General features: G+C 58.6%; 24 protein-coding genes and 3 pseudogenes. 21 read left to right on the forward strand and 6 right to left on the reverse strand.

Going from position 1 to position 23718, the window contains the following annotated elements:
• Nucleotides 1–24: 24 nt before the first annotated feature.
• Nucleotides 25–2313 (reverse strand): glycosyltransferase family 4 protein, encoded by a 2289-nt coding sequence (locus ACMGE0_RS06360; protein ID WP_436815008.1) that lies wholly within the window; start codon nucleotides 2311–2313, stop codon nucleotides 25–27.
• A complete protein-coding gene (locus ACMGE0_RS06365) occupies nucleotides 2310–3275 on the reverse strand; it encodes a class I mannose-6-phosphate isomerase (protein ID WP_436815009.1) in 966 nt (321 codons plus the stop codon). Before ACMGE0_RS06365 ends, ACMGE0_RS06360 begins: the two co-directional genes overlap by 4 nt.
• 449 nt (nucleotides 3276–3724) lie before the next feature.
• Here ACMGE0_RS06365 and ACMGE0_RS06370 point away from each other — a divergent pair, with 449 nt between their 5' ends.
• From ACMGE0_RS06370 to ACMGE0_RS06385, 4 genes are all read left to right on the forward strand, one after another.
• On the forward strand, nucleotides 3725–4012 hold the full coding sequence (locus ACMGE0_RS06370; protein ID WP_436815010.1) for a hypothetical protein: 288 nt from the start codon (nucleotides 3725–3727) through the stop codon (nucleotides 4010–4012).
• 76 nt (nucleotides 4013–4088) lie between these two features.
• A complete protein-coding gene (locus tag ACMGE0_RS06375) occupies nucleotides 4089–4277 on the forward strand; it encodes a DUF1488 family protein (protein WP_436815011.1) in 189 nt (62 codons plus the stop codon).
• 28 nt (nucleotides 4278–4305) lie between these two features.
• The gene (locus tag ACMGE0_RS06380; RefSeq protein WP_436815012.1) at nucleotides 4306–4485 is read left to right on the forward strand and encodes a hypothetical protein; all 180 of its coding nucleotides are present in this window, start codon (nucleotides 4306–4308) and stop codon (nucleotides 4483–4485) included.
• Between the two features lie 92 nt (nucleotides 4486–4577).
• Nucleotides 4578–4793 carry a DUF982 domain-containing protein gene (locus ACMGE0_RS06385; RefSeq protein ID WP_436815079.1) on the forward strand — a complete coding sequence of 72 codons (216 nt, stop codon included), beginning with the start codon at nucleotides 4578–4580 and terminating at the stop codon, nucleotides 4791–4793.
• A 54-nt stretch (nucleotides 4794–4847) separates the two neighbouring features.
• On the opposite strand, the gene ACMGE0_RS06390 is transcribed toward ACMGE0_RS06385, so the two are convergent.
• Entirely contained in the window at nucleotides 4848–6449 is a 1602-nt protein-coding gene (locus ACMGE0_RS06390; protein ID WP_436815013.1) for a cation:proton antiporter, read from the reverse strand.
• Here ACMGE0_RS06390 and ACMGE0_RS06395 point away from each other — a divergent pair.
• The 6 genes and pseudogenes from ACMGE0_RS06395 (at nucleotide 6439) to ACMGE0_RS06420 (ending at nucleotide 11831) form a co-directional block, all read left to right on the forward strand.
• Nucleotides 6439–6930 (forward strand): hypothetical protein, encoded by a 492-nt coding sequence (locus ACMGE0_RS06395; protein ID WP_436815014.1) that lies wholly within the window; start codon nucleotides 6439–6441, stop codon nucleotides 6928–6930. The two genes, ACMGE0_RS06390 and ACMGE0_RS06395, sit on opposite strands and share 11 nt — an antisense overlap.
• Nucleotides 6931–7183: 253 nt before the next feature.
• A complete protein-coding gene (locus ACMGE0_RS06400) occupies nucleotides 7184–7429 on the forward strand; it encodes a Blp family class II bacteriocin (protein WP_436815015.1) in 246 nt (81 codons plus the stop codon).
• Nucleotides 7430–7561: 132 nt separating this feature from the next.
• Nucleotides 7562–8725 carry a beta-barrel domain-containing protein gene (locus ACMGE0_RS06405; protein WP_436815016.1) on the forward strand — a complete coding sequence of 388 codons (1164 nt, stop codon included), beginning with the start codon at nucleotides 7562–7564 and terminating at the stop codon, nucleotides 8723–8725.
• A 3-nt stretch (nucleotides 8726–8728) separates the two neighbouring features.
• The gene (locus ACMGE0_RS06410) at nucleotides 8729–10876 is read left to right on the forward strand and encodes a peptidase domain-containing ABC transporter (protein WP_436815017.1); all 2148 of its coding nucleotides are present in this window, start codon (nucleotides 8729–8731) and stop codon (nucleotides 10874–10876) included.
• A 28-nt stretch (nucleotides 10877–10904) separates the two neighbouring features.
• Nucleotides 10905–11355 (forward strand): annotated as a pseudogene (locus tag ACMGE0_RS06415) (arginase family protein); the annotation flags it as partial.
• Nucleotides 11352–11831 carry a hypothetical protein gene (locus ACMGE0_RS06420; protein ID WP_436815018.1) on the forward strand — a complete coding sequence of 160 codons (480 nt, stop codon included), beginning with the start codon at nucleotides 11352–11354 and terminating at the stop codon, nucleotides 11829–11831. The pseudogene ACMGE0_RS06415 and the gene ACMGE0_RS06420, both read left to right, overlap by 4 nt.
• 271 nt (nucleotides 11832–12102) lie before the next feature.
• Here ACMGE0_RS06420 and ACMGE0_RS06425 read toward each other — a convergent pair whose 3' ends face one another.
• Together ACMGE0_RS06425 and ACMGE0_RS06430 are read right to left on the reverse strand one after the other, a co-directional pair.
• Nucleotides 12103–12393, reverse strand: coding sequence for a hypothetical protein (locus ACMGE0_RS06425; RefSeq protein WP_436815019.1), 291 nt, complete (start codon nucleotides 12391–12393; stop codon nucleotides 12103–12105).
• A 94-nt stretch (nucleotides 12394–12487) separates the two neighbouring features.
• A complete protein-coding gene (locus ACMGE0_RS06430; RefSeq protein ID WP_436815020.1) occupies nucleotides 12488–12760 on the reverse strand; it encodes an usg protein in 273 nt (90 codons plus the stop codon).
• Between the two features lie 280 nt (nucleotides 12761–13040).
• Between ACMGE0_RS06430 and groES the strand changes: the two genes are divergently transcribed.
• From groES to ACMGE0_RS06455, 5 genes are all read left to right on the forward strand, one after another.
• Nucleotides 13041–13355 (forward strand): co-chaperone GroES, encoded by a 315-nt coding sequence (gene groES, locus ACMGE0_RS06435; protein ID WP_436815021.1) that lies wholly within the window; start codon nucleotides 13041–13043, stop codon nucleotides 13353–13355.
• Nucleotides 13356–13410: 55 nt separating this feature from the next.
• On the forward strand, nucleotides 13411–15039 hold the full coding sequence (gene groL / locus ACMGE0_RS06440) for a chaperonin GroEL (RefSeq protein ID WP_436815022.1): 1629 nt from the start codon (nucleotides 13411–13413) through the stop codon (nucleotides 15037–15039).
• Between the two features lie 94 nt (nucleotides 15040–15133).
• Nucleotides 15134–15601, forward strand: coding sequence for a hypothetical protein (locus ACMGE0_RS06445; protein ID WP_436815023.1), 468 nt, complete (start codon nucleotides 15134–15136; stop codon nucleotides 15599–15601).
• Between the two features lie 42 nt (nucleotides 15602–15643).
• Nucleotides 15644–16738 carry a glycosyltransferase family 4 protein gene (locus ACMGE0_RS06450; RefSeq protein ID WP_436815024.1) on the forward strand — a complete coding sequence of 365 codons (1095 nt, stop codon included), beginning with the start codon at nucleotides 15644–15646 and terminating at the stop codon, nucleotides 16736–16738.
• Between the two features lie 15 nt (nucleotides 16739–16753).
• On the forward strand, nucleotides 16754–18964 hold the full coding sequence (locus ACMGE0_RS06455; RefSeq protein WP_436815025.1) for an amylo-alpha-1,6-glucosidase: 2211 nt from the start codon (nucleotides 16754–16756) through the stop codon (nucleotides 18962–18964).
• Between the two features lie 42 nt (nucleotides 18965–19006).
• On the opposite strand, the gene ACMGE0_RS06460 is transcribed toward ACMGE0_RS06455, so the two are convergent.
• Nucleotides 19007–19231 (reverse strand): hypothetical protein, encoded by a 225-nt coding sequence (locus tag ACMGE0_RS06460; RefSeq protein ID WP_436815026.1) that lies wholly within the window; start codon nucleotides 19229–19231, stop codon nucleotides 19007–19009.
• A 212-nt stretch (nucleotides 19232–19443) separates the two neighbouring features.
• Between ACMGE0_RS06460 and ACMGE0_RS06465 the strand changes: the two genes are divergently transcribed.
• The 6 genes and pseudogenes from ACMGE0_RS06465 to ACMGE0_RS06495 all read left to right on the forward strand — a co-directional run.
• Nucleotides 19444–19920: an Hsp20 family protein gene (locus ACMGE0_RS06465; RefSeq protein ID WP_436815027.1), complete on the forward strand. Its 477-nt coding sequence runs from the start codon at nucleotides 19444–19446 to the stop codon at nucleotides 19918–19920.
• Between the two features lie 96 nt (nucleotides 19921–20016).
• Nucleotides 20017–20526: an Hsp20/alpha crystallin family protein gene (locus ACMGE0_RS06470; RefSeq protein WP_436815028.1), complete on the forward strand. Its 510-nt coding sequence runs from the start codon at nucleotides 20017–20019 to the stop codon at nucleotides 20524–20526.
• A 283-nt stretch (nucleotides 20527–20809) separates the two neighbouring features.
• Nucleotides 20810–21046, forward strand: a pseudogene (locus ACMGE0_RS06475) (hypothetical protein); the annotation flags it as partial.
• A 262-nt stretch (nucleotides 21047–21308) separates the two neighbouring features.
• Nucleotides 21309–22118, forward strand: coding sequence for a hypothetical protein (locus tag ACMGE0_RS33710; protein WP_495885020.1), 810 nt, complete (start codon nucleotides 21309–21311; stop codon nucleotides 22116–22118).
• 340 nt (nucleotides 22119–22458) lie between these two features.
• Nucleotides 22459–23181 carry a hypothetical protein gene (locus ACMGE0_RS06490; RefSeq protein WP_436815031.1) on the forward strand — a complete coding sequence of 241 codons (723 nt, stop codon included), beginning with the start codon at nucleotides 22459–22461 and terminating at the stop codon, nucleotides 23179–23181.
• A gap of 387 nt (nucleotides 23182–23568) precedes the next feature.
• Nucleotides 23569–23715, forward strand: a pseudogene (locus ACMGE0_RS06495) (chromate transporter); the annotation flags it as partial.
• Between the last annotated feature and the right edge of the window lie 3 nt (nucleotides 23716–23718).

Raw genomic sequence — 23718 nt, forward strand, 5'->3', positions numbered from 1 at the left:
TCCTACTGGATTTAAAAGAGAGCTTCAGGCACTCAGGGTGCGAAGCGGAGTGAGCGCCGCCGGCTGGTCGTTTAGGCGTGCAAGCTTGCGAAGCTCGATGAGGCCCAGAAGGTACGACACAACCGATTCACCGCCTCTGTTCTCATTGACGCGCGCATGGTGCAGCCCGTCCCGGCAGCTTCCCGTATCGAGATCGACGAGCGGCAATGACAGATCATTGGCCCCCAGGAACCATGCAAATGCACCTGCAGCATCGGTCCTCCATTCGGCACCGCGATCGGCACGCCACGCAGCAAGACAGGCGGAGATGGTTGCTGCCGCTTCCAGGGGCTGTTGGTCGAACCCTCGGGGCGGCATTCGTCTATCGCTGAAACCGTCCGTGCCGATTGCTTTGAAATGGCCGCGGGGCGCCGTCTGCAGAGTCATCAGCCAACGCAAGGTCTTCAGTCCCGCAGCGGTGTAGGAAGGAGTTTCAGCGGCAAGCCCAGTGAGGATGAGCGCCTGAGGCAGGCGTGCATTGTCATAGGAAAGACCTTCCTCGAACCAGACCCAATCCTCCGTCTCCACACGAGCAAGGAGGTCCATCAAACGATCCGCGAAAAGCCGCCGCATGCGTTGGGCGAAGACGTCCTCCTCACATGCCTCGCAATATCCGTCCAGCCCGAGCAGCGTGAAGGCCCAGGCGCGCGGCGAGCGAAAACCTTCGGCGGTCGGCAGGGCTTCGGAAAACAAGGTGGCAGCCCAGGTCCGCCGGGACGGATTGCTATCACCGCGGGCGCATTCTCCAAGCGCCCAGAGCGTCCGGCCATGGCTATCCTCGGAGCCCTTGTCCTCGAGCCAACGCCGGTCGAAGCCCATGAAGTTGCGAAAGTGCTTCTTGTCGGGATTCCAGGCGTGCTGCACGAAGGAGGCGAAGCGCGTCGTCAATGGCTCCGGCAGAGGTGTTTCGCCTGCTCCAGTGAGAGCGCTCGCCAGAAGCAGGGCCCGGGCATTGTCATCAACGCAATAACCATGTGAGCGATCCGGCACCGAGTGGACGGCATGCTGGAACAGTCCGGTATCGTCGCACATGGAGAGAAAATAGGTGAGCTGCGGCTCTGGCGGGCCAGCAGGTTTCCGCGTGGATGCGTTCCGACTTCCCGGCAGCAGCGCATTGGGGAGAGGCCTGCGTTGGACCGCTTCCTCGAATAAACCGAGATAACGCTCCGCCGTCCTTTGCCACGTCATCGGCCGGCTGCTGGCGTAAGCGCGCGTACGCATGGCGTCCCGCCTTGCATCGTCGATCAGCAGTCCGGCGATCTCGTTGCCGATGGCTTTCGCATCACCGAAAGGCACCAGAATGCCGCGTCCGCCGGCCAGCAGTTCGCAAGCGTGCCAGTAAGGGGTCGAAACGACCGCTTTTCCGAGGCCAAAACTATAGGCCAGCGTGCCCGACGTCATCTGCGCCTCATTCAGATAGGGCGTGGTATAGACGTCGCACATGGAAATGAAGTCCAAGAGCGTTGCCTGGTCGACGAATTGATCGAGGAACACTACATGGCTTTCGATCCCGAGAGCTCGCACGCGCGCGATCAGGCTTTCGCGATATGCTTCACCCTCACGAAAGACGAGATTGGGATGGGTCGCACCAAGCACGACATAGACGGCGTCGGGCCTGCTATCCAGGATCCGGGGCATCGCATCGATCATGACCTCGACGCCCTTGTTGGGTGAGAGCAGGCCGAAGGTCAGGATAACGGACCGGCCCTCGAACCCGAGCTTTGCCTTTGCGACAGCCGGCTCGCTGAAGGCGATCTCAGGAATCCCATGGGGAATCACCACGATCTTCTCAGCCGGAACCCCGTATATCTCACGCAGGAGCGCGCACCCTTTCTCTGCCATGACGACGATCTTGGCTGAACTCTCGACAATTCGTGCCAGGACCTTGCGTTGTGCCGGGCTGGGTGCGGCAAGAACCGTATGAAGCGTCGTGACGACCGGCATGTCGAGCCGCGAGAGAAGTGTGAGGATATGGCTTCCTGCTTCGCCTCCAAAAATTCCAAATTCGTGCTGCAGGCATACCACGTCGAACCGGCCGGCATTCAGGGCTTCCGCCGCGCGGATATAATCGTCGAGCTTCTCGTCTGGGATCTGAAGCCAGACGCTTGCTGGATAGTCATAGGCGTGACCATGGTCGGTCATTGCCACGATCGCCGTCCCCACCCTCCCAGGTGAATTTGAAACGGCCTGCTGCAGATCGGTGGTAAACGTCGCGATGCCGCAGCGGCGGGGAAGCGAGTTGCCGATGAACGCGATATTCCTGAACTTGGTCATGATTGCCCCTCCGTCGAGCGGAACGGCAAGTTTGCCGGCTTTTCATGATGAATGAGTGCCTCGATATAATCCTGGCGGGCCGGAAGATCTCTGTCCCGGGCATCGAGATCGCGGAGCAGGCCTGGCTCGGGCGCACTGTCGGCATAAGCGAGCAAAGCCGTCAGGCCATTTGCTCCGACTTTTATGGCAACTCGATCCGCGTCGGCAAAAAACGCATCGCCGACACCGGCATGCATCGATCCGACATTTGCATCGCCGGCGATGACCAGAGCCCAGGTCTCATGGTCGGCCAGCAGCTCCCAGTTCGCATTTGGAGAAAGGTCGATCCGCTCAAAGGTGAAGAAGGCACACGATACAAGCTGCGTCCTTGCATGCGTAAGACGTATAGGGGCAGCAGCCTCCGTTTCCGCCGGCCCCAGATCGGCCACTGCGACGGCTTGGTCCACATGCAGCTCGCGCGCACGCCCGGGGTCAAAAAGACGAAATGTAGAGTCGCTTCTCTGCTGGATTTCGGCAATGACGAGACCGGAGCCGATGGCGTGGATGGTTCCGGCCGGAACGAAAAATACGTCGCCTGCGGCAGCGCCTCTCCATTGCACAAGATCAGAAACCGAACCGTCGGCGATCGCAGTCCGCAACTCCGCCTGAGTCACCGTCCGCGTCAACCCCACAGCAACCTTAGCGCCGGATTCCGCAGACAGCACGTACCATGCCTCCGTCTTCCCGTTGGCCATGCCTGTCGATTGCGCGAAAGCATCATCCGGGTGAACCTGGATCGACAGCATCTGCTTCGTGAAGAGCAGCTTGAGAAGCAAGGCGGGATCGGGCGCTTGTGCCTCACTTCGATCAAACCTGAGTTCGCCGGCTACAGCGTCGTGGTCGCCGCTGCGGCTCCAAGGCATAAGATCGTGGCTGCCCCACGGTTTGCGGGCGATCCGCACGCTGGCGTGCTCGAATGTCATGATGAGGCCTCCTGGATCTACCGCTAAGATCGGAACGATCTGAGATCGGAGCAGCCTTCCTTCGGGCATCGGATCGCCCGGGAGTTCACGTAACCGAAACAAATTGTCGGCTTCGATCGGACGATTGCCGCCAGATTCTTCAAGAAGAAGAATCACAAATATGGATTTGACGTCGAATAATTTCGCAAATTAAGCCCGTCATTTCATTTAACGAATATGTACCTGTGACGGGAAATTACAAGGCGCTTCATTTATACTATACGCATTTAGGGATTTAATTTGAACTCCGCTGGATAATCTCACACGCCTCTGCGCCCAAACTCCCATGGGAATTTTCCGGTTCTACTTGTAATTGAGGCAATGACGCACGATATATACTGACAATGGCAGCTCGTTTCACGGGCGCTGCCATCGAGGGTGTTCCCCCCGCCCCAACAAAGGAGGACGGCATGTCTTCCAATCCGTCACCCGAATACATCGACCCCGTCAACATAGCGATGCTCAGGGATGTCTTGAGAACTGCAGGGTTCAGAGGTGTTGCGGTCGAAGCCAGTTCAGACGCCAAACATGAAGCCTTGGTCTTCTTGAATTCGGAATTCCGAAACGGGAAGAGAACAAGGGAAGCATTGCTGTTCGCTCTGGAACATCGAGATAGTGGGCTTGCATCCGATCGCCGACCTGAAACTCCACCGAAAAACGAAGCCATCGATCGATGGCAAGATGAAGGAGGTCGTTAGTGTCTCTTTCCTTCCCAAACTCGGCACGTAGTTATGATGAAGCCCATAGGAGGTTCGCTTTCTCGGGCATGACGGCATGTTCGAGGTTCATTTTTATGTCCCCGCAGAAGTGCTAGCTGGCGAATTGTCGCAACGAACCGCGAGTGTCGACGATTATCTTGCCTCGTTCGATGCGCTCCGGCCCCGAATTCTGAAGGTCGCAAAGGCGGTCTATGCAGCAACCCGCAACAGCACGATCACCCTTGATCTCGAACACTTCCGGTGAATGCATTTCGTGCCCAAAGGATCTCGTTATGCAATATCCCATTCCTGCCGGCAAAATCGGCCGACCTGGAAAAGAAAAAATCTGGTACGTCAGTGAGTTTGCGCAGCGATTTCGCCTCGATAAAGTGGAAGAAAATCGCCTGCGGAAACTGCTGGGACCGATCGCCAAGGAGATCGACTTGCTGAGAAACGCCGGCAGATTCCGATAGTGGAACGAACGATCATCCACGCATGCTGCCTCGGAGTTTCTGCAGATGAATCCGGTGGTTATGATTGCCTTTCTACAGTTTGGCATCTACCGGTGCCCATAGATCTGGCTGGCTGTCCGAAGGTGGAAATTCGTGGTCCTCGCGATGCTCTGCGCTATTTGGCTGAAAACATCACCCATCAGTATGGCCCTTGTTACAGCCGAGCGAGAAGGCGCTGCCACGCGGCCCTCCGCAACGAGATCACAGCGGAGGACATGCGCGAAGATTTCCTCGCCGCTTGCGCCGAATCCCAGATGCGATCGAGATAGTTGCGTCCAATTACCCGTCTGTACAGCTGACGAAGAGGTCGGTGCAGGTGGCCATTAGCCTGAGACGGGGCGGAAAACAGACCGCAATCGTAGAGAGCAATCCGCCGCCAAGGCGAGTCTCCAGCAGATCCAATTCGCGCACGAGCTTGCTTGCCGTGTGACTTCCGATCTTACCCACCCGGGCCCAGTGGAATATCTCGGCCTTTCCGCCTGAAGCGCCCTCAGACGCAGATCGCGCTCAATCACCTCGTTATAGCGAGTCTGATCAGCCGCGGAGCCTTCCTGGCGGCTTGCGATGCGGTCGCGATAAGGATCGGTTATTCGCGCGGCGGCGGCAATGTAAAGGTCAGCATCCTTTCGCCCTGACGCCATCGCATGCTGTCGGCGTTCGATCGCCGCAATCGCGCTTTCTGCAGCGGCTACCAGGGCTGCGTCTTCTTCGACATCGGACGATGGCTCATCGGGCATTCTCAGGCCTCTCAACAGTAATGGCAGCGCGACCGTTGCCACAACGAGCGATATGATGATCACGGCCGCTGCCAGTGCGATTACGAGTTCACGGGCCGGAAAGGGGCTGCCGTCCGTCATGGTCAGGGGAAGGGTTAGAACGCCCGCGAGCGTAATCGCGCCCCGGACGCCCGCAAAGCACATAGCGGCCACGATTCTCCAGTCAGGACGCGCAAACCTTTGCCCGGCACGAAACAGCGTGAGTTGGAGCGACACCCAAACCCAGACAAAACGAAGAAAGGCCAAGCCTACGTTGATAGCGAATACATAGGCCAGAAGCCACCACGGGTTTTCGTGACCCGTCAACTGTACTGCCGCCGCCGCCCCGCCGACGATGGAAGGGAGTTGTTCTCCGAGCAGTACGAATATCATGCCATTGCCAGCGAACTGAATCATATCCCAAACGGTATTTCGGCGGATACGGGTTACAGGCAGCGCGCGACCTGAGGTTTCAGTCACGCTCATTGTTACGCCAGCAGCAACTGCGGCGAGGATACCGGAGCAGTGCAATTCTTCCGCCAGAAGATAACACCCGAACGGGATAAGCAGGCTGATCACTATCTGCGAGCCGCTTTCTTCTCCGAAGTGGCGCGACACCCAATCCTTCACCCGAACGATTGTCCATGTCACCGCGGTGCCTACGATGATGCCGCCGGATGCGATCCAGAAAAACGTCCGCGGGTGTCGCCAAGAGAGAAGCCACCACTCAGCATTGCTGCGACCGCAAATCGCAAACAGACCAGGCCCGAAGCTTCGTTCAGCAGCGATTCCCCTTCGAGAATGCGCATCATACGCCTGGGGATGCGGGTCCGCCGGGCAATAGCCGCCAACGCGAAAGCCACGGCCAAGGGACGCGGATTGCTTGATACCCGTCGGGACAGGCTGGTCGTCTTGAGCGTGGATGGACTGCAGAGCGTTGCGTGCGCTTGCAATGCCTGCGTGAAGCGCCATTTGGATGACGTCTTGCGAGGCGTTTATCCGTCTGACGAAATCATCGTCAAATGAGCCACTAAATGGGTTCGGCAACCGGAGAGCGAGCACGAACCAGATCTTTCGGCAGTCATACTTGCCGGTCTGGTAATTTTGATCTCCTGCCCTACACGTCCCTAGCGCCCCCATCCGCGGAGAAGACGGCAGGATGGAAGGCATCTTCAACGCCGTCGTAGAGACAACTTTCCGAGTTATCGGGGAACGGCGTGAGCGTACACTGCGAGCGCTCGCCGAACGCATCTCAGCAGCTCGCTCCGAGGAGGAGGTCTCCGCCGATGCCGTTGATGTCTTCGCGGCCAAGTCAGCCGACGTCCCCTTTGCCTACTCTATCGTCTCGGCGATGAAGGCACCACGCACCCCTGGCCGATACGCCGGGCTCGGCGAGAGCGCGGCTGCGCCGAACAGCATCGATATGAAAGACTCGGACCCCAACTGGCCTCTCGCCGAAACGGCTGAGCTCGGCCGTCCCAAAATCGTCGAGGATCTGACGTCGCGATTCAACTTTCCCTACCAGGAGGTCCTTGGGTTGAGCCTGCGACCCATGCGCTTGTTGTCCCGATCGCGACTACCGCCCATACGATGCTGCGAGTCTTTTCTCGGATCTTTCAACAAAGGTCAGTTTGGCAGTGATCAGCGTTAGTTCGTCGCCCTCGTGCCACGCAGCCTTTTGACCAACCGTAGCCGGTGGGGCACGAACGGCCTTGCTAGGATAAGGAAGATGCTGAGTACGAGACGTTGTATCCATCACCCATGAACAAGTCTGGAGGGCCTTCGAGTAGAAGACGCGACATGCTCAAGTACAACATAATTGACTGTGACATAGGGCTTGAGTAGGTTGCCCGCGCACGCGCGTGCTCTGAGTACCTTCCTGAAACAAACGAATGGTGAGTTAAGTGCAGGGTATCAAAGAACTTTCACAAACTGAGATAGAACAAGTATCTGGTGGCCGGTCGGTCACTGGACCGGTTCGCAATGTCATCGATGGAGCCGCCGCACTGGCGGGCGGCGGCGCCTTGGGCTATGCCGCGGCCATCGGCGCTGGTGTCGGCCTATCGGCATTTGGCGTCGGAGCTCTCGCCGTGGGTGCGGTAGCCGTTGGCGGATACGGGCTCTATAGGCTATCGAGAGCCTTTGCCTAGCGGCCAATTCGACTCTTCGCCGGCGGCGAAGAGTCTTTCCCGACATTGTAAAAATATGAACAGCTCCGCATGAGCCTGTTTCGACGAGAGGCGATCGAACAGCAGTCCCAGCGGCTAGCGGGATCTGTGTCGATGGCCGTGCCGCTTGGCTGGCATATGACCGGTTACCTGATGGCCAGTGCCCTTCTTGCTGCCCTGTCCTTTTTATCCTTTGCGGGCTACGCCCGGATTGTGACCGCAACCGGCGTCATCGTGCCGGATAAAGGTGTCGCGGCGATCGTCCCCCCGCGTGCGGGTGTCGTGATGAACCTATTGGTCAATGACGGGGACCAAGTCGAGGAAGGGCAGGAACTGATCGCGGTGCGGTCGGAAGATTTCCTCGTCTCGGGCGAATCCGCTTCTGAAAAAGTCGCGCAGATGCTTGAACGGCAGAAGGCAAGTCTCGATACCCAAATGTCGGAAGTGGAGAATGACGAAACCGCTCAGGTGGCCCAGTTCAATGCTCAAGTCGAAAGCTTTCGGGTGCAGATTGATAAGCTGCAGAGCCAGATTGCTTTGCAGGCGGAGTTGATCAAGTCGAACGAACGGGATTTGGCGCGTATAGAGGATTTGGCGGACAAGGGCATCGTTCCCAAGCGAAACGTGATCCTTCGCGAAGACGCACTCACCGAGCGGCGTCAGCAGTTGGCCGCCTTCGAGGGCATGTTGACCGAACGCCGGTCCGATCTTTCCGACGCACGGCAGATGCTTGACCAGATAAAGGCCAAGGCGAGCGAGAAAAAGGCGGCGCTTCAGTCGCAACGCGAAGACATCAATCGCAGCATCGCGACGAATGAACAGTCGCGCGCCTATGTCATCAGGGCGCCCGTTGCCGGAACGATATCAGCGCTTACCGCAAAGACCGGCGAACCGTTGAACACCCAGCAGGTACTCATGAGCATCGTGCCGAGCGACGCTGTACTCCATGCGCGGTTAGACGTTCCAAACAGTGCCGTCGGCTTCGTTGAACCCGGGCAGGAGGTTCGGTTGGCGATCGACGCTTTTCCATACGAGAGCTTCGGCACCATTTCCGGGCGCGTCGCGAGCCTTTCCAAGAGCCCGGTGGAGCGGACGAATGGCAATACCGTCAATCTCAACTATCTCGTGACCGTCGATCTGGAGCGCCAGGATATTCTCGCGTTCGGCAAATCCCAGGCCCTGTTTCCAGGGATGACCCTATCGGCTCGCATCGCCACCGCACGTCAGTCTCTCCTCGAATGGCTCTTTGAACCCCTGTTTGCTCTGCAGCGGAGATAGACGATGTCGGCCTTTCTTCAGACCGGCTTCTTCTCGACCTCTCGCGTTCGGCTGGTGCGCCAGACCGAAGTAAGCGAGTGCGGGCTTGCCTGCTTGACGATGATCGCCGGCTTCCATGGCCTGGATGTCGATCTTTCAACGATGCGCCGACGCTTCACGCCATCCATGAGAGGCGCTCCGCTTGGTAGTCTCATGAAGGTGGCCGACCAGATCGGCTTGACACCGCGTGCGGTGAAACTGCCGATGGACGAGCTCTCGAATCTGGCTCTGCCTGCAATCCTGCACTGGGACATGAATCATTACGTCGTGGTCGAACGGGTCGCGAGTGGCAAGGTACTGATTCACGATCCCGTCGGACGAAGCGACTGGTTGGACATGTCGTCGCTTTCTGGACACTTCACCGGCGTCGCCCTGGAACTTCGGCCTAACGAGACTTTCGAGAGGAAGACGCAGCGCACGATCCTTCGCTGGTCGCAGTTGTGGAGCGGCATCCACGGTCTCGGCGGTTCCTTTGCTCAAGTAGTCGTTCTCAGCGTGGTCCTGCAGGTCTACGTCCTTGCATTGCCCTACTACCTGCAGATAGGCATCGACACCGCGCTGCCCGCGCTCGACAAGGACCTTCTTGTGGTTCTGGCGCTGGGGTTCGGTCTCTTCACCGTCTTCAACGCCTGCGCGTCCTTCCTCCGCTCCTTCGTAATCCTGGCAGCGGGCTCCGCGCTGGGCTTCGGCATTGCTTCCAATGTTGCCAGGAAACTGTTCCGATTGCCTCTCGAGTGGTTCCAGAAGCGCGAGGTCGGCGATATTCTATCCCGGTTTCAGTCCGTTGTGCCCATCCAGAGGCTGTTGACCGAGGGCGTCGCCGCCGCGCTGGTGGATGGAGTTCTCGCTCTGAGCACGCTGGTGGTCATGTTTTTCTACAGCGCCAAACTGGCTCTGATCGCTCTGACCGCGTTCCTGCTCTATTTTATCGTTCGCATCATATCCTTCTCGCTGGAGCGTCGCGCCCAGGAGGGCAGCATCATCGCACAGGGCAAGGAACAGACAGCCCTGATCGAGACGATCAGGGGCATTCAAACGTTTCGTCTCCATAATCGAGAGACGATACGGCACGCCATATGGCAGACGCTGCTGACCGATGCGATCAACGCGAATATCCGCCTGTCTCGTGTCGGTATTTGGCAGGGCACCGCGAACGCCTTAATCTTCGGTCTTGAAAACGTCGTGACGATCTGGCTGGCGATTGGCTTCGTCATGCAGGGCGGGTTCAGCGTCGGCATGGTATTCGCCTATCTTGCCTACAAAGGGCAGTTCCTCGAAAAGACAGGCAATCTCGTGGACCAGGCAACGGCGTTCCTGATGCTCCGATTGCATCTGGAACGGTTGTCAGACATCGCCCTCGAGGAGGATGACAGGAGCTTTGGCCCGAGCGCGAACGTTGTCACCGAACTCAAAGGTGGGATCGAGTTGAGAAACGTTTCCTACAGATATTCCCCGACCGATCCTCTCGTGTTGAGCAATCTTGATCTCACCGTGCGACCTGGGGAACATGTCGCGATTACCGGACCTTCAGGGGCTGGCAAGTCGACGCTCCTCAAGATTCTCGTTGGCCTGCTCGAACCTGATACGGGCGAGGTCCTGATCGATGGCATTCCTTTGACGCAATTCGGCTACAAGACCTTCCATGATCAGATCGCCGCCGTCCTGCAGGACGACAATTTGTTCGCCGGTTCGATCGCGGACAACATCGCGATGTTCGATGACAGTCGCGATTTGCCCATGATCATGGAGGCCGCGAAGGCCGCCGCCATTCATGACGAAATCCTGCGCATGCCGATGCAATACGAGACGCTGATCGGCGACATGGGCTCAAGTCTCTCGGGTGGCCAGAAGCAGCGTGTGCTTCTGGCACGTGCTCTCTATCGCAAGCCCAGGATGCTGTTTCTCGACGAGGGAACTTCTCACATGGATGTGGCGAACGAGGAGCGTGTCAATCAATCCGTTCGTTCGCTTGGTATCACCCGTATTGTCGTCGCCCACAGACTTGAGACCATCGCGGCCGCAGACAAGGTCCTGCATCTGGACGAGGAGGGACTTCATGTTCGCACCCCCGGTGGCCCTAATGCCAGTTCCAGGTTGTCCCTGAAGGTCTGACAAGAACGCGTTCACACTCGCGGCGCTCCTGATCGACGTCGAAGGTCGCCGTCCTCTGGTCCCTCCTGACGACGCTGTCGCGTTCGCATATCGCGATCACGAGGATCAGGAGGAGTACGGAAGCCAGCCGTTGCCCGAAGAGCTCAAGGCGATTGACCTGCCCGCCCTCCGCGCGATGGGGATCGAGGCTGCCGCGCGCGAAGCGATCACCCACCTGACGCGTCCGGAACTGGACGGCTTCTTCATCCATCTCGACGCCGACTGCCCCGACGACGCCATCATGCCGGCTATCGACTTCCTTGCCGGTTGGCGGGTTATCGTGGGAGGAGCTCGTGACCGCGATCCGGATCGCGATGGGGAGCGGCAAGGCAGTCGGCATCGAAATCAACATCTACAACCCGCGCCTTGACGAAGATGGCATCGCCGGGCGCGGCCTGGCTGACGCAATAGCTGCAGCGCTTGGAACGGCCGCGTCATGAACATGGCGAGCAACTCTGCCTTTCGGGCGCAGCAGTGTATATTCTGCATGGCAAATTATAGCTTCATCAATTTCTGCCTCGAACGAATTAAAATCGTCGCTGAACGGCAGCCACCCGACAAATGCGCCCGACAACGGATTTTCACTCCGGCCCATTGCGGCCCTTCACGACCGGTGCCAAATAGTTTGATGACAGACGAACAACAGCCAGCGCCCGATGGTGTGCAGATCCAGCTTTCTCCAGAGGAAGCCCTGTTCCTCTTTGGTTTGCTCTCTCGGTGGTGCGAACAAGGTAGCGCGCCTACGCCAGAAGCATCGTGTTTTGAAAGCACTGCCGAAGGCGCGGTGCTACACGGGTTATTAGCCGATCTGGAGACGCAGCTGGTTGCCCCATTCAAGGCAGATTACAGCGACCTGCTGGAGGAAGCTCGCAATCGCCTACAAGCATCTTGGGACTATCCAACGTTGAGAGGCTAGATTCTCGAAACGTTCGGCGCCATGGCTTCAATCCGTCATTGGATCAGAGATCAGGCGTATCAGAGTTCCGTCATTCGCCGCAGCGCTGATTGCCGTTGCGATCAGCCGGAGCGGTCCGCGCGCGATAAGCGCCTCTGGCGAAGGGCGTTTTCCGGGGCTCGCAACACCCAATTCCTGCGATTGGTGGAACACGCAATACCAAAGTTGGCAGCATAATCAGCTATCGGGGTTGGTCCGAAGTGAACTCTAACTAAAAACGTACAAGAGTGCGCTAATGGAGAGAGTAACTCATCATCCTGTAGGGATGTATCGCATTGAACTGTGAGATCATAGCCGTCGCCTGCTGCAATACGCGCTCGGCATTTTGAGAATTATCTCTGGCAAGTTCGTCAGCGTTGACGCGGATTATCTGTGCCATATTGCTGGAAAGCGCCGCAAAGTGCCTGTCGCCTTCGATGAAGGCCTCACGTGCTGTACTTTCGAGGGCGCGGGCGATATCGGAGAGGACCTCCTCGCGTTCCTCAATGTCGAGGTCTTTGATGAATTTGATCTTCTCTTCCATATCAGTCTCACTCTGAACAGACGTGGGATATCGACCGAACTCATCAAGCCTCGGTCGTCGAAGAGCTAGGAAGGGAAAATTTCCGTTTCAAGTCTCAGTGCAGCTTGAACTCGCCCTCTACGCTGCGCCATTCGTTGGGACCGATCAGGCGCTGATGGGTGTAGCGGACGGAATGCAGTGGCCCATCAAGGCTGGCCTGCCAGAAGTCCAGGAACTTGTGCATCTCGGGAAAATCGGGAGCCAGATCGTAGTCCTGCCAGACGTAGGTCTGCAGCACGGACTCGAAATCGGGAATGCGGTAGAGGATGTGTGCGGTAGTGAGGCCGTAGCCGTTCAGTTGCCGTTCCAGATCCGATGAGAATTGCATGCTTCATCTCCGTTTCATGACACTTCCAAGTTGGCGCAAAATTTTGTGGCCATCAACGGCTTTTCCAACGCCGCACGCCAGTTTGTTGTTCCTTTCCAGCTAGTTAGCAGCATATAGGTATGAGTGCTATTTTTTTCGTTTCATCCTCTTGAAATCGAAAAATCGCAAAACCAGATCATTTCGCGCAAAACGCTCGACCGAGGTTTTGTACCCGCCCGGATTGGTCATCCGGTCCGGTGGGGGGAACAACGTCATTATTGTTTGTCCATCGGAGGAAAACATGTCGTTCCGACCGCTCCATGATCGCATTCTCGTCCGCCGGGTCGAATCCGAAGAGAAGACCAAAGGCGGAATCATCATCCCCGATACCGCCAAGGAAAAGCCGCAAGAAGGCGAGGTCGTCGCCGTCGGTCCCGGCGCGCGCAATGACGCCGGTCAGATCCAGGCGCTCGACGTCAAGGCAGGCGACCGCATTCTGTTCGGCAAATGGTCCGGCACCGAGATCAAGATCGATGGCGAAGACCTGCTGATCATGAAGGAAAGCGACGTCATGGGCATCATCGAAGCCCAGGCCGAGCAGAAAAAGGCTGCCTGAGCAATCAACGCCACGAACCATCAGTCAGATAGCTGCCTATTGAGGAGTTAAAGAAATGGCTGCGAAAGAAGTCAAGTTCCACACCGATGCCCGTGAACGCATGCTGCGAGGGGTCGATGTGCTGGCCAATGCGGTAAAGGTCACCCTCGGCCCCAAGGGCCGCAACGTCGTGATCGACAAGTCCTTCGGCGCCCCGCGCATCACCAAGGATGGCGTTTCCGTCGCCAAGGAAATCGAACTGGAAGACAAGTTCGAGAACATGGGCGCCCAGATGCTGCGCGAAGTGGCGTCGAAGACCAATGATCTGGCCGGCGACGGCACGACCACCGCGACCGTGCTTGCCCAGGCGATCGTCAAGGAAGGCGCCAAGGCAGTCGCTTCCGGCATGAACCCGATGGATCTGAAGCGAGGCATCGATCTCGCCGTCGACGCCGTTGTCAAGGAACTGAAAGCCAATGCGCGCAAGATCACCAGCAATTCCGAGATCGCCCAGGTCGGCACCATCTCGGCCAATGGCGATTCCGAGATCGGCCGTTATCTTGCCGAAGCAATGGAGAAGGTCGGTAACGAAGGCGTCATCACCGTCGAAGAAGCCAAGACCGCCGAGACCGAACTCGAAGTCGTCGAAGGCATGCAGTTCGACCGCGGCTACCTCTCGCCCTACTTCGTCACCAATCAGGACAAGATGCGGGTCGAACTGGACGATCCCTATATCCTGATCCATGAGAAGAAGCTGTCCAACCTGCAGGCGATGCTCCCTGTATTGGAAGCGGTCGTCCAGTCCGGCAAGCCGCTCCTCATCATCGCTGAAGACGTCGAAGGCGAAGCCCTTGCGACCCTGGTCGTCAACAAGCTGCGTGGTGGCCTGAAGATTGCTGCTGTCAAGGCGCCTGGCTTCGGCGACCGCCGCAAGGCGATGCTGGAAGACATCGCCATCCTGACGGGCGGCACGGTGATCTCCGAAGAGCTCGGCATCAAGCTCGAGAATGTCACGCTGAACATGCTTGGCCGGGCGAAGAAGGTAGCAATCGAGAAGGAAAACACCACCATCGTCGACGGCGTCGGTTCCAAGGCGGAAATCGATGGCCGCGTTGCGCAGATCCGCGCCCAGATCGAGGAGACCACCTCCGATTACGACCGTGAGAAGCTGCAGGAGCGCCTGGCCAAGCTCGCCGGCGGCGTTGCCGTCATCCGCGTCGGCGGCTCGACGGAAGTCGAAGTGAAGGAAAAGAAGGATCGCGTCGACGATGCGCTGCATGCCACCCGTGCAGCCGTCGAGGAAGGCATCCTGCCGGGCGGCGGCGTCGCGCTGCTGCGTGCCGTCAAGGCGCTCGACAATCTCGCCGCCGCCAACCAGGACCAGAAGGTCGGTATCGAGATCGTTCGCCGTGCGATCGAGGCTCCGGTCCGCCAGATCGCCGAGAACGCCGGTGCGGAAGGCTCTGTCATCGTCGGCAAGCTGCGCGAGAAGACGGACTTCTCCTACGGTTGGAATGCCCAGACCGGCGAATACGGCGACCTTTATGCTCAGGGCGTCATCGACCCGGCCAAGGTCGTGCGCACGGCGCTCCAGGATGCCGCTTCGGTTGCCGGTCTTCTGGTCACAACGGAAGCCATGATCGCCGAAAAGCCCAAGAAGGAAGCTGCTCCGGCCCTGCCCGCCGGCGCCGGCATGGACTTCTAAGGCGCTTGCTGCCAGAGGCTCGGCCCACCTTGAGGGGCGAGCCTCACCCCACCGCTGAATAAGTTCCATCGGTCAAGGTCAATGGAGCGAGGCCATGAGAAAGGAAAGCATCAGCAATTCGATACCGGAGAATGCCACAGCCGCGATCAGCGCGGCGCATCTGCTTCATCCAGCCAAACACTTCGATCACCCGCGTGATGTGCTTGCCGCCGACGACATCGGTAATGACGAGAAGCGGGCCATTCTCGCGTCGTGGGCATCCGATATCTTTGCCATCGAGTCCATCCCGGCCCTTCGACTTCATCCCGGCACGGATAAAGCCGTCCCCTATGACGAGATCATTGAAGCGCTGAAGACGTTGGACAAGGACGATGAGCAATGCGAGGAGCAAGGCTCGTCTCCTCCCTTCAATGTCCACAGGCCCCATCGCCGGAAACCGAAAGTGCCCCGGTTTGGCAGCCTTGGTCTGTGCAGCTACCGGAAAGGAGAGCGTCACCGACAGCCATTGAGATCTAGACATTCCATCCGACTTGCCGCGTGCCTGCCGAGGACGAGGGCATGATTTTTACCGACGATTCTTTGCTCATTAGAGGAGGTCTTGCCGATGAAGATCGCTCAGATCGCGCCGCTTGCCGAAAGTGTTCCACCCAAGCTCTATGGAGGAACCGAACGCATCGTTTCCTACCTTACCGAAGAACTTGTCGCCCTAGGCCATGACGTGACACTCTTTGCCAGCGGCGATTCCGTCACCCACGCCAGGCTGGTGGCCTGCTCGGACGTCGCGCTGCGGCTCAACCCGGCCGTCAGGGACCATCTGCCGCATCAGGTCGTGATGCTGGAGGAGATCCGGCGGCGGGCGCACGAATTCGATGTGCTGCACTTTCATATCGATCTATTGCATTTTCCGCTGATCCGGGATTTTGCCGACCGCACGGTCACGACGCTGCACGGCCGGCTGGACCTGCCGGACCTAAAGCCTTTCTACAAGGCTTTCTTCGATATTCCGCTGGTATCGATCTCCGACGACCAGCGCCGCCCTATGCCGCCGGTCAATTGGTCCGGAACGGTCTATCATGGTCTGCCGGCCGATCTCCTTCCCTTCACGGCAAAACCTAAAGGCAGCTACCTCGCCTTCCTCGGACGCATCTCGCCCGAGAAGCGTCCGGATCGGGCGATCGAGATCGCAGCGAAGGCCGGCCTGCCGCTGAAGATTGCCGCCAAGATCGACAACGCGGACAAGGCCTACTGGCAAACGGTGATCGAGCCGATGGTGAAGAGCCATCCGAATGTCGAGTTCATCGGCGAAATCAATGAACATCAGAAGGCGGCTTTCCTCGGCAATGCCGGCGCGCTGCTCTTCCCGATCGACTGGCCTGAGCCGTTCGGGCTGGTCATGATCGAGGCCATGGCTTGCGGCACGCCGGTCATCGCCTTCCGTTGCGGCTCCGTGCCGGAGGTGATCGACAATGGCGTTTCCGGCATTCTGGTCGACAGCGTGACGGAGGCTGCAGAAAATGTCGAATGGGCGCTGCGGCTTGACCGGCGGAAGGTACGCGCCACTTTCGAGAAGCGTTTCACCGCTGAACGGATGGCGCAGGACTATCTCGACATCTATCGGCAGCTGCCCGGCACCCGGACAAAGGCTGCGCAACTTCGCCGCGCCAACGGCCGCGCCCTTGATCTTCAAATCGTGGCATAGAAACCGGAGGCCATCATGCCGATCGCTTCTGCAGGCAGCAATTCAGTCCCGGAGCCGGCAGGCCAGGGGACGCCGATAGCGCAGTTCTTCATTCCAGCTTCCGCGTCGCTGCAGGAGCAACGGCCGCGCACCCTGAAGCACGGCGACACCTTCGCCGTCTTCGATCACAATGGCGACGCGCTTTCTGGGCCTGGGAGTCCGGAGGGCCTTTTCCACCGCGATACGCGCTACCTCTCGCATCTTTATCTGACGATCAACAACAGGCGGCCGATGCTGTTGTCATCGACGCTACGCGACGACAATGCGACACTGACTTGCGATCTCACCAATCCCGATCTCTTCGATGACAAGGGAAAGCTCGTTCTGGAGCATGACCTGATCCACCTGCGCAGATCTCGCTTCCTCTGGAATGCACGATGTTACGAGCGATTGAGCGTGAGGAACTATGACGACCAGCCACGGCAAGTGGGCATCGGGATCGAGTTCGCGTCAGATTTCGCAGATCTTTTCGAAGTGCGGGGAACAGCGAGAGCCAGGAGGGGGCGGCATTTTCCCGCCGTCGTGGAGCAGGATTCGATCTTGCTCTCCTATGTCGGCCTGGACGATCGGAAGCGAACCACCAGGCTTTCCTTCGATCCACAGCCGAACGAGCTCGGGAGCGGCCATGTCATTTATGATCTCCATCTGGCGCCGCACGAAGCCCGATCGCTGTTTATCGAGATAGGTTGCGATCAGACCGGCGCACAGCGGTCGGGCCACCGATCGCTTTTTCTTGCACTGCGGGATGCCCGCCGCGCCTTGCGCGCCTCGTCCTCGCGGGCGGCTGCAATCGCGACATCGAACGAGATCTTCAACGAGGTGGCGCGACGCAGCGTTTCCGACCTTTACATGCTGATGACCGACAAGCCGGAAGGGCCTTACCCTTATGCCGGCATTCCGTGGTTCAGCACGGTCTTCGGCCGGGATGCCCTTATCACCGCGTTGGAAACGCTCTGGCTCGATCCAGAGATCGCACGCGGTGTTCTTGGGCATCTGGCGGCGAACCAGGCCACCGAAGTGGACCCCGCCTCAGACGCCGAGCCCGGAAAGATCCTGCATGAGGTACGTGCCGGAGAAATGGCCGAACTTGGCGAAGTTCCTTTCCGGCGCTACTACGGCAGCATCGATTCAACGCCTTTGTTCGTGACGCTGGCCGGCCAATATCTCAAACGGACAGGCGATCTTGCGACCATCGACCGTCTTCTGCCGCATATCGAGGCGGCGCTGACATGGATCGACGAGCATGGCGACCGCGACGGCGACGGTTTCGTCGAGTATGGACGGCTAACAGAAGAAGGATTGATCAACCAGGCATGGAAAGACAGCCACGATTCCGTCTTCCATGCGGACGGAACGCTCGCCAGGGGGCCGATCGCCATTGCCGAGGTTCAGGCCTATGTCCATGGCGCCTGGCAGGCGGCGGCGGAAATCTTCCGCGTGCTCGACCGGCCGGAACAGGCCGCACGCTTTCTCGCGCGGGCCGAAGGCCTGCGCCGCGCCTTCGACACAAGCTTCTATGACGAGGAACTCGGCACTTATGTCCTGGCGCTCGACGGAGATAAACGCCCCTGCCGCGTCCGATCATCGAATGCCGGCCACGCACTCTTCACCGGCATTGCTTACGCGGAACGGGCGAAACAGGTTGCCCGCACGCTGATGAGCGCCTCGTCCTTCTGCGGCTGGGGCATCCGCACCATTCCCTCGACCGAGGTGCGTTACAATCCCATGAGCTATCACAACGGCTCGATCTGGCCGCACGACAATGCCCTGATCGCCAGCGGACTTGCCCGCTACGGTTATCGCGCTGAAGCCGCGCGAATATTCGAGGGACTGTTCGCGGCCTCGACCTATATCGACCTGCGCCGGCTTCCCGAACTCTTCTGCGGACTGCCACGGCAGCGCGCACAGGGCCCGACCTTTTATCCGGTCGCATGCTCACCGCAGGCCTGGGCTGCGGCGGCGTCGCTGTCGCTGCTACAATCCTGCCTCGGTCTCGATTTCGATCCGACCGCATTGCAGATCAGCTTCAATGAGCCGGAACTTCCCGCCTTCCTCGACGAGGTTACCTTGCGGCATCTGCTGATCGGCAATGGCTCGGCCGATGTTGTCCTCCGCCGGTCAGGCCGCCGTGTCGTCGTCGACGTGATCGACCGCAGGGGCGATGTCCGAGTGCTCACGATGGCATGACCGGTTCGACGATTGCGCCGACGGGCAGCGTTGCCGGCCGGGCTAATCGGCTTGCTCCTCCTCATCGTCGGTCAGCAGCTCGACGAGCGCGGCCACTCTGCCTGCCGGCAGATGCCGTCCTTCGCCGATCAAGGCTTCATCATTGCTGACCCATGCGAATGCCTCGGCGAGTTCAGCCTGCGTCGCACCTGTCGCGATGACATCGGCCACGAGAGTTTCGTCGACAGGACCAAGAATGGTGATGACGTCGTCTGAAGTCATTGGCATGTCCATTGCTCCTCTCTCTGTCTCTCCTCCGATGTGGTGACGGCGGCAAAAAAATCAATTTTTCAACTCACGAAATTCGACGCCTCTTGAAACCACAAGCCACTGAATTACATTAATATTGTCGATTGCCCATTAGGATCGACGAAGTCCAGGAGACGCCGGTTTCTCTTGGCGTCCCCTCGTTCCATGTTGCTTCAAAGGAGGATATGGCTATGAGGACAAACCTCGATTTCTCTCCCCTGTTCCGGTCGAGCATCGGTTTCGACCGAATGTTGAACGCCCTCGAGGCTGCAAACCGCATCGATACGATCGACAGCTGGCCTCCGTATGACATCGTCAAGTCCGGCGAGGACAACTATCGCATTGCCATGGCAGTGGCGGGCTTCTCGCAGGACGAGCTGGCGATTACCCAAGAGCAGAACATGCTCGTCGTCTCGGGCCAGAAGGCGAATGCTGAAGACGTGCAGTATCTGCATCGCGGCATTGCCGGCCGGTCGTTCCAGCGCCGGTTCGAACTCGCTGACCATGTCAAGGTCGTAGGTGCCGGCCTCGTAAATGGTCTGCTGACCATCGACCTCAAGCGCGAGATTCCGGAAGAGATGAAGCCGCGCCAGATCGAGATCGCAACCGACATGGCTCTGCCGAAGGCCGAGACGAAGCAGATCGAGGCCGGGAAGCAGGCGGCTTAAGCCTTCCATCGGCGCAACACGCGCACAAGGCGTCGAGCGATGCCCGACGCCCGCGGGAAAGCTTTGCCAACTGAACCAACGGAGAGGAGAAGAGACATGAGTGTTCGTGATTTGATTCCCTGGACCCGCAACAACGGCAACCAGGTTCCGAGCCTCCTGCGCGATGACGACCGTGATCCGTTCCTGTCGCTTCATCGCGAGGTGAACCGTCTGTTCGATGACGTCTTCCGCGGCTTCGGTAGCGGCCTGTCATCCTTCGGAAACGGCTCCGCCTTCAGCACTGGCTGGCCGAATGTCGAGGTCTCCGATACCGATAAGGAGATCAAGGTGACCGCCGAAGTGCCCGGCCTTGAAGAAAAGGACATCGAGGTCCTGCTCAACGACGGCGTGCTGACGCTGAGGGGCGAAAAGCGTTCTGAGATGGACGACAAGGATCGCCAGTTCTCCGAACGCTATTACGGCCGGTTCGAGCGCCGCATCCCGCTCGGCATCGAGGTCAAGGACGACCAGGTCGATGCGCGCTTCAAGAATGGTGTATTGACCGTGACCTTGCCGAAGAGTGAGAAGGCGCAGTCGCAGGTCAAGCGCATCGCCATCAAGAGCTGATCGATCCAATCCGGCCGGCGGTCGCCTTATGGAGGCCGCCGGCATCCTTCGCCAACAAGGAGGGATGAACGATGGAGACTGTCGGAGGTTCGCACCACGAAAGCATGCGCACCGGCTTCCGGTTTGCGGCTTCGAACGACAACCGGCATGTTACCTTTCCTCCGGACACTCGCTGTTTCCCGAGGGCGCTGTTGAGCACGGAGAGAGACGGCTCAACTGTTGACCAAATCTCACCAACCTCGTTCGGGAGAGAGGCGTTGTGACAATCAAGCGCCCAGCTTCCTATTACAAGCTGCCGGAGATATTGCGTGACCATCCCGAACTCGGCGATATCGGCCACACAACCCTTTGGCAGAGCCTGCAATGCGTCAGGCTCGTGCTCTGGGACGAACGGAACAACAAGCTGGTCTCGTTCGGGGATGCCGCCAAGGCTGCCGGGCCGCCAGGTTGCGACATAATCTCCAGATACCACCTTAATCAATTGCCCGCACACCTTGATCTCACCATGCAGGTGGAATGATACCCTATCTCAATAGAGTCCTAACCAAATCTATTCACCAAAACTAAGGCTGGAAGGGATTGAATGGGTCGAAATGACGGCTGCGTACTGGAGGATTACGAAGATACGACGTCACAAGTTCACAGTGCTGACACATGCTCTCGGATCTCTTCGGAAATGCGCGCGACCGACAGTCGAGGCAGATAGGAGCTACAACGCTAACAGCTCCAACACGGAATCCACCAGGATTCGCCGAGGATTCGAGACGAAGCTCTCTGTCGGCGTGTTTCTTACTATCCTTGGCACATTTATTCTGGCGTTCACCGCTATTGCCCCGTCATATCACGCCTTCACGCTTGCACGGCAGAACCTGGCCGATCTTCAAGACTATCGGCAGATTCTGGAAGCGGCCAATTGCATTTCCGCCGAGCGCGGTCCGGCCAATATCGTCATGGCGGAAGAGCCATCATCTGACGGTGCCGGAGCGAAGCGGTTGGCGGAACTTCGCGCGCGCACAGATGCCGCTCTTGCCCGACTCGCCACTCCATCACAGCCGCCGTTCGGACTGCATGGCCACCAGGTCCCTGCAGACCTGCTCGCTCGTGTCCGCGATCAACTTCTCGTGGCAAGAGCCAAGGTCGATCGCGTCGCGGCGCTTCCTCGCGCCTCGCTCAAGCTCAATGAGTTGCAGGATGCGATCGAAAGCATGTTCGAGGTGTCGAACCGGTTCCAAGACGTGGTTGCCGGGAGGGCAGACGAACTCGTCCGACATGACAGCGGCCTTGCGGCCCCCGTCCTCATCGGTCAAATGCTGAGCGATCTGCGCGAATATGGCGGCAGAATCGGTTCGCAACTCGTGGCTCCGATTGCCACCGATGAGAGAATGCCCCTGCACAACATCATCGACAGCAGGCGCAGCCAAGGCAGGCTCCTCGAGATCTGGCATGTTACCGGCAGCCAAGGCGCGCTGTATGATAGTGCTTCCCTTGCCGACAGCCGCGCGGAGATCGACAGGCAATACCAAGGCTGCACCGAAACCAGCTTCTCGGTCGCGCGGAACAGGATGCCGCGGGCGATGGCGCGCTTGAAATAGAACTCGTTGAAGCCGTCGGACGACATCTCCCATTCCTTGCCGACCCGCAGCGCGTAGCGGGCGAAGTTTTTCTGGCTGCCGAGGTTTACCCAGCGCGGGTGATCGTCGAAGACGTTCTCGAACTTGGAGAGGTCGGTCTGTCGCCTGATACCTGTGATCGCCCCCAGGATCGAAGTGTTCGGAGTCACGCAAAACTCCGTCGACACCTGATCCGCCATCAACCGAGCGACCAAGCGCTCGTAGAGTTTCCAGTCCTCCCACACGTCCTTCATATACCCGCACACCGATTCCCATGCACCCACGCACCCATGCTACTTTATCCAAAGCGTAGGAGAGTGCGATGGAGAGAATCGAAGAATTCGTCGACGACCGACAGAAATCGTGGTGTATCCACTGCACCAAGTGGCTCGGCGAACTCGAGACGACCGAGGATCACGTCCCTACGAAAAGCTTGCTGGTCAAACCTCGCCCGCATCATCTCCCTGTCGTCACGATCTGTCGTGATTGCAACAACGGATTCTCACTGGACGAGCAGTATGCCGTTACGTTCCTGAGTTGCGTTCTCGCCGGCTCGACCGATCCCGAAAAGCAAAGGAATGCGAGCGCCGCGCGAGCTTTAACCAAGGGCGCGGCCCTGCGCGCAATGATCGATCGGACGAAGAGGGAGTTTCCGACGGCGGACGGGGGGACGCGCTTCGTCTGGCAACCAGACATGGATCGCATCAATCGCGTGGTCCTGAGGAACGCGCGCGGCCATGCCTACTTCGAATACGGCGACCCAAAGATGGAAGCTCCACTCCATGTGTGGGCTCGCCCATTGGAAAGCATGTCGGAATACGAACGCGCTGAATTCGAAGGGCTGAGCGACGCAGGCGGCTTAGCCCCTTGGCCCGAAGTAGGCAGTCGGATGATGACCCGCATTGCCGCCGACCTAGACAGAGATCGAAACTGGAACGTCGTGCAGGGCGGCACCTATCGGTACACGATCGATGAAAGCCGAGGTCTGCGGGTGAGGTCGGTTATATGGGAATACCTTGCGACGGAGGTCCATTGGGAGCACTAAGAGTTTGATCCATCGCCGAGCGACAGCCTTCCAAGCAAGAGCGGCAGCAGAAGTCCCAGCCATGGATGGAGCCGAGCCTCAATAAGACTTGGCCGAGCACGAAACTGTCGATGGTGAATGCCCGTTTATCTACGTCTTATGCTCATTTGGCGGAGAGCTGTTGGCTTGAGACCTCAAAAATGAGGCCGCAAGACTGCCGGGATAATCTTATGTGTTTTCAGCAGCTTATCGCAACTCTCCGACGTTTTTTAGAGGGCTATAGCGTAAACGTAGTTCTCATCATCGCCCGGTGTGGCGCGCCAATTTTTCAAACGGTTACGTCGAATATTCAAGCCGAAAAAATCAACAGGAAGCATATAGGAAGCAGCCGAAGGTATTGGCTAACTCATGTATGGCTCCGGGGACGCGACCTCTGAACTCGGGCTTACCTCGTTTGGTGGCCCGATCGCCCGTTTCGGCTACTTTCGCGACGAGTTGGTCGTACGCAGGCGCTGGATCGATGAGAAGGGCTATGCCGATCTTGTTGCGCTATGCCAG

The organism is Neorhizobium descurainiae (assembly GCF_051400715.1).
Classification (GTDB): Bacteria; Pseudomonadota; Alphaproteobacteria; order Rhizobiales; family Rhizobiaceae; genus Neorhizobium.

Coding starts and splice junctions, on each gene's coding strand:
- ACMGE0_RS06360 (WP_436815008.1), bottom strand. CDS start 2,313: ATGACCAAGTTCAGGAATATCGCGTTCATCGGCAACTCGCTTCCCCGC.
- ACMGE0_RS06365 (WP_436815009.1), bottom strand. CDS start 3,275: ATGACATTCGAGCACGCCAGCGTGCGGATCGCCCGCAAACCGTGGGGC.
- ACMGE0_RS06370 (WP_436815010.1), top strand. CDS start 3,725: ATGTCTTCCAATCCGTCACCCGAATACATCGACCCCGTCAACATAGCG.
- ACMGE0_RS06375 (WP_436815011.1), top strand. CDS start 4,089: ATGTTCGAGGTTCATTTTTATGTCCCCGCAGAAGTGCTAGCTGGCGAA.
- ACMGE0_RS06380 (WP_436815012.1), top strand. CDS start 4,306: ATGCAATATCCCATTCCTGCCGGCAAAATCGGCCGACCTGGAAAAGAA.
- ACMGE0_RS06395 (WP_436815014.1), top strand. CDS start 6,439: ATGGAAGGCATCTTCAACGCCGTCGTAGAGACAACTTTCCGAGTTATC.
- ACMGE0_RS06390 (WP_436815013.1), bottom strand. CDS start 6,449: ATGCCTTCCATCCTGCCGTCTTCTCCGCGGATGGGGGCGCTAGGGACG.
- ACMGE0_RS06405 (WP_436815016.1), top strand. CDS start 7,562: ATGGCCGTGCCGCTTGGCTGGCATATGACCGGTTACCTGATGGCCAGT.
- ACMGE0_RS06410 (WP_436815017.1), top strand. CDS start 8,729: ATGTCGGCCTTTCTTCAGACCGGCTTCTTCTCGACCTCTCGCGTTCGG.
- ACMGE0_RS06420 (WP_436815018.1), top strand. CDS start 11,352: ATGAACATGGCGAGCAACTCTGCCTTTCGGGCGCAGCAGTGTATATTC.
- ACMGE0_RS06425 (WP_436815019.1), bottom strand. CDS start 12,393: ATGGAAGAGAAGATCAAATTCATCAAAGACCTCGACATTGAGGAACGC.
- ACMGE0_RS06430 (WP_436815020.1), bottom strand. CDS start 12,760: ATGCAATTCTCATCGGATCTGGAACGGCAACTGAACGGCTACGGCCTC.
- groES (WP_436815021.1), top strand. CDS start 13,041: ATGTCGTTCCGACCGCTCCATGATCGCATTCTCGTCCGCCGGGTCGAA.
- groL (WP_436815022.1), top strand. CDS start 13,411: ATGGCTGCGAAAGAAGTCAAGTTCCACACCGATGCCCGTGAACGCATG.
- ACMGE0_RS06445 (WP_436815023.1), top strand. CDS start 15,134: ATGAGAAAGGAAAGCATCAGCAATTCGATACCGGAGAATGCCACAGCC.
- ACMGE0_RS06450 (WP_436815024.1), top strand. CDS start 15,644: ATGAAGATCGCTCAGATCGCGCCGCTTGCCGAAAGTGTTCCACCCAAG.
- ACMGE0_RS06455 (WP_436815025.1), top strand. CDS start 16,754: ATGCCGATCGCTTCTGCAGGCAGCAATTCAGTCCCGGAGCCGGCAGGC.
- ACMGE0_RS06460 (WP_436815026.1), bottom strand. CDS start 19,231: ATGCCAATGACTTCAGACGACGTCATCACCATTCTTGGTCCTGTCGAC.
- ACMGE0_RS06465 (WP_436815027.1), top strand. CDS start 19,444: ATGAGGACAAACCTCGATTTCTCTCCCCTGTTCCGGTCGAGCATCGGT.
- ACMGE0_RS06470 (WP_436815028.1), top strand. CDS start 20,017: ATGAGTGTTCGTGATTTGATTCCCTGGACCCGCAACAACGGCAACCAG.
- ACMGE0_RS06490 (WP_436815031.1), top strand. CDS start 22,459: ATGGAGAGAATCGAAGAATTCGTCGACGACCGACAGAAATCGTGGTGT.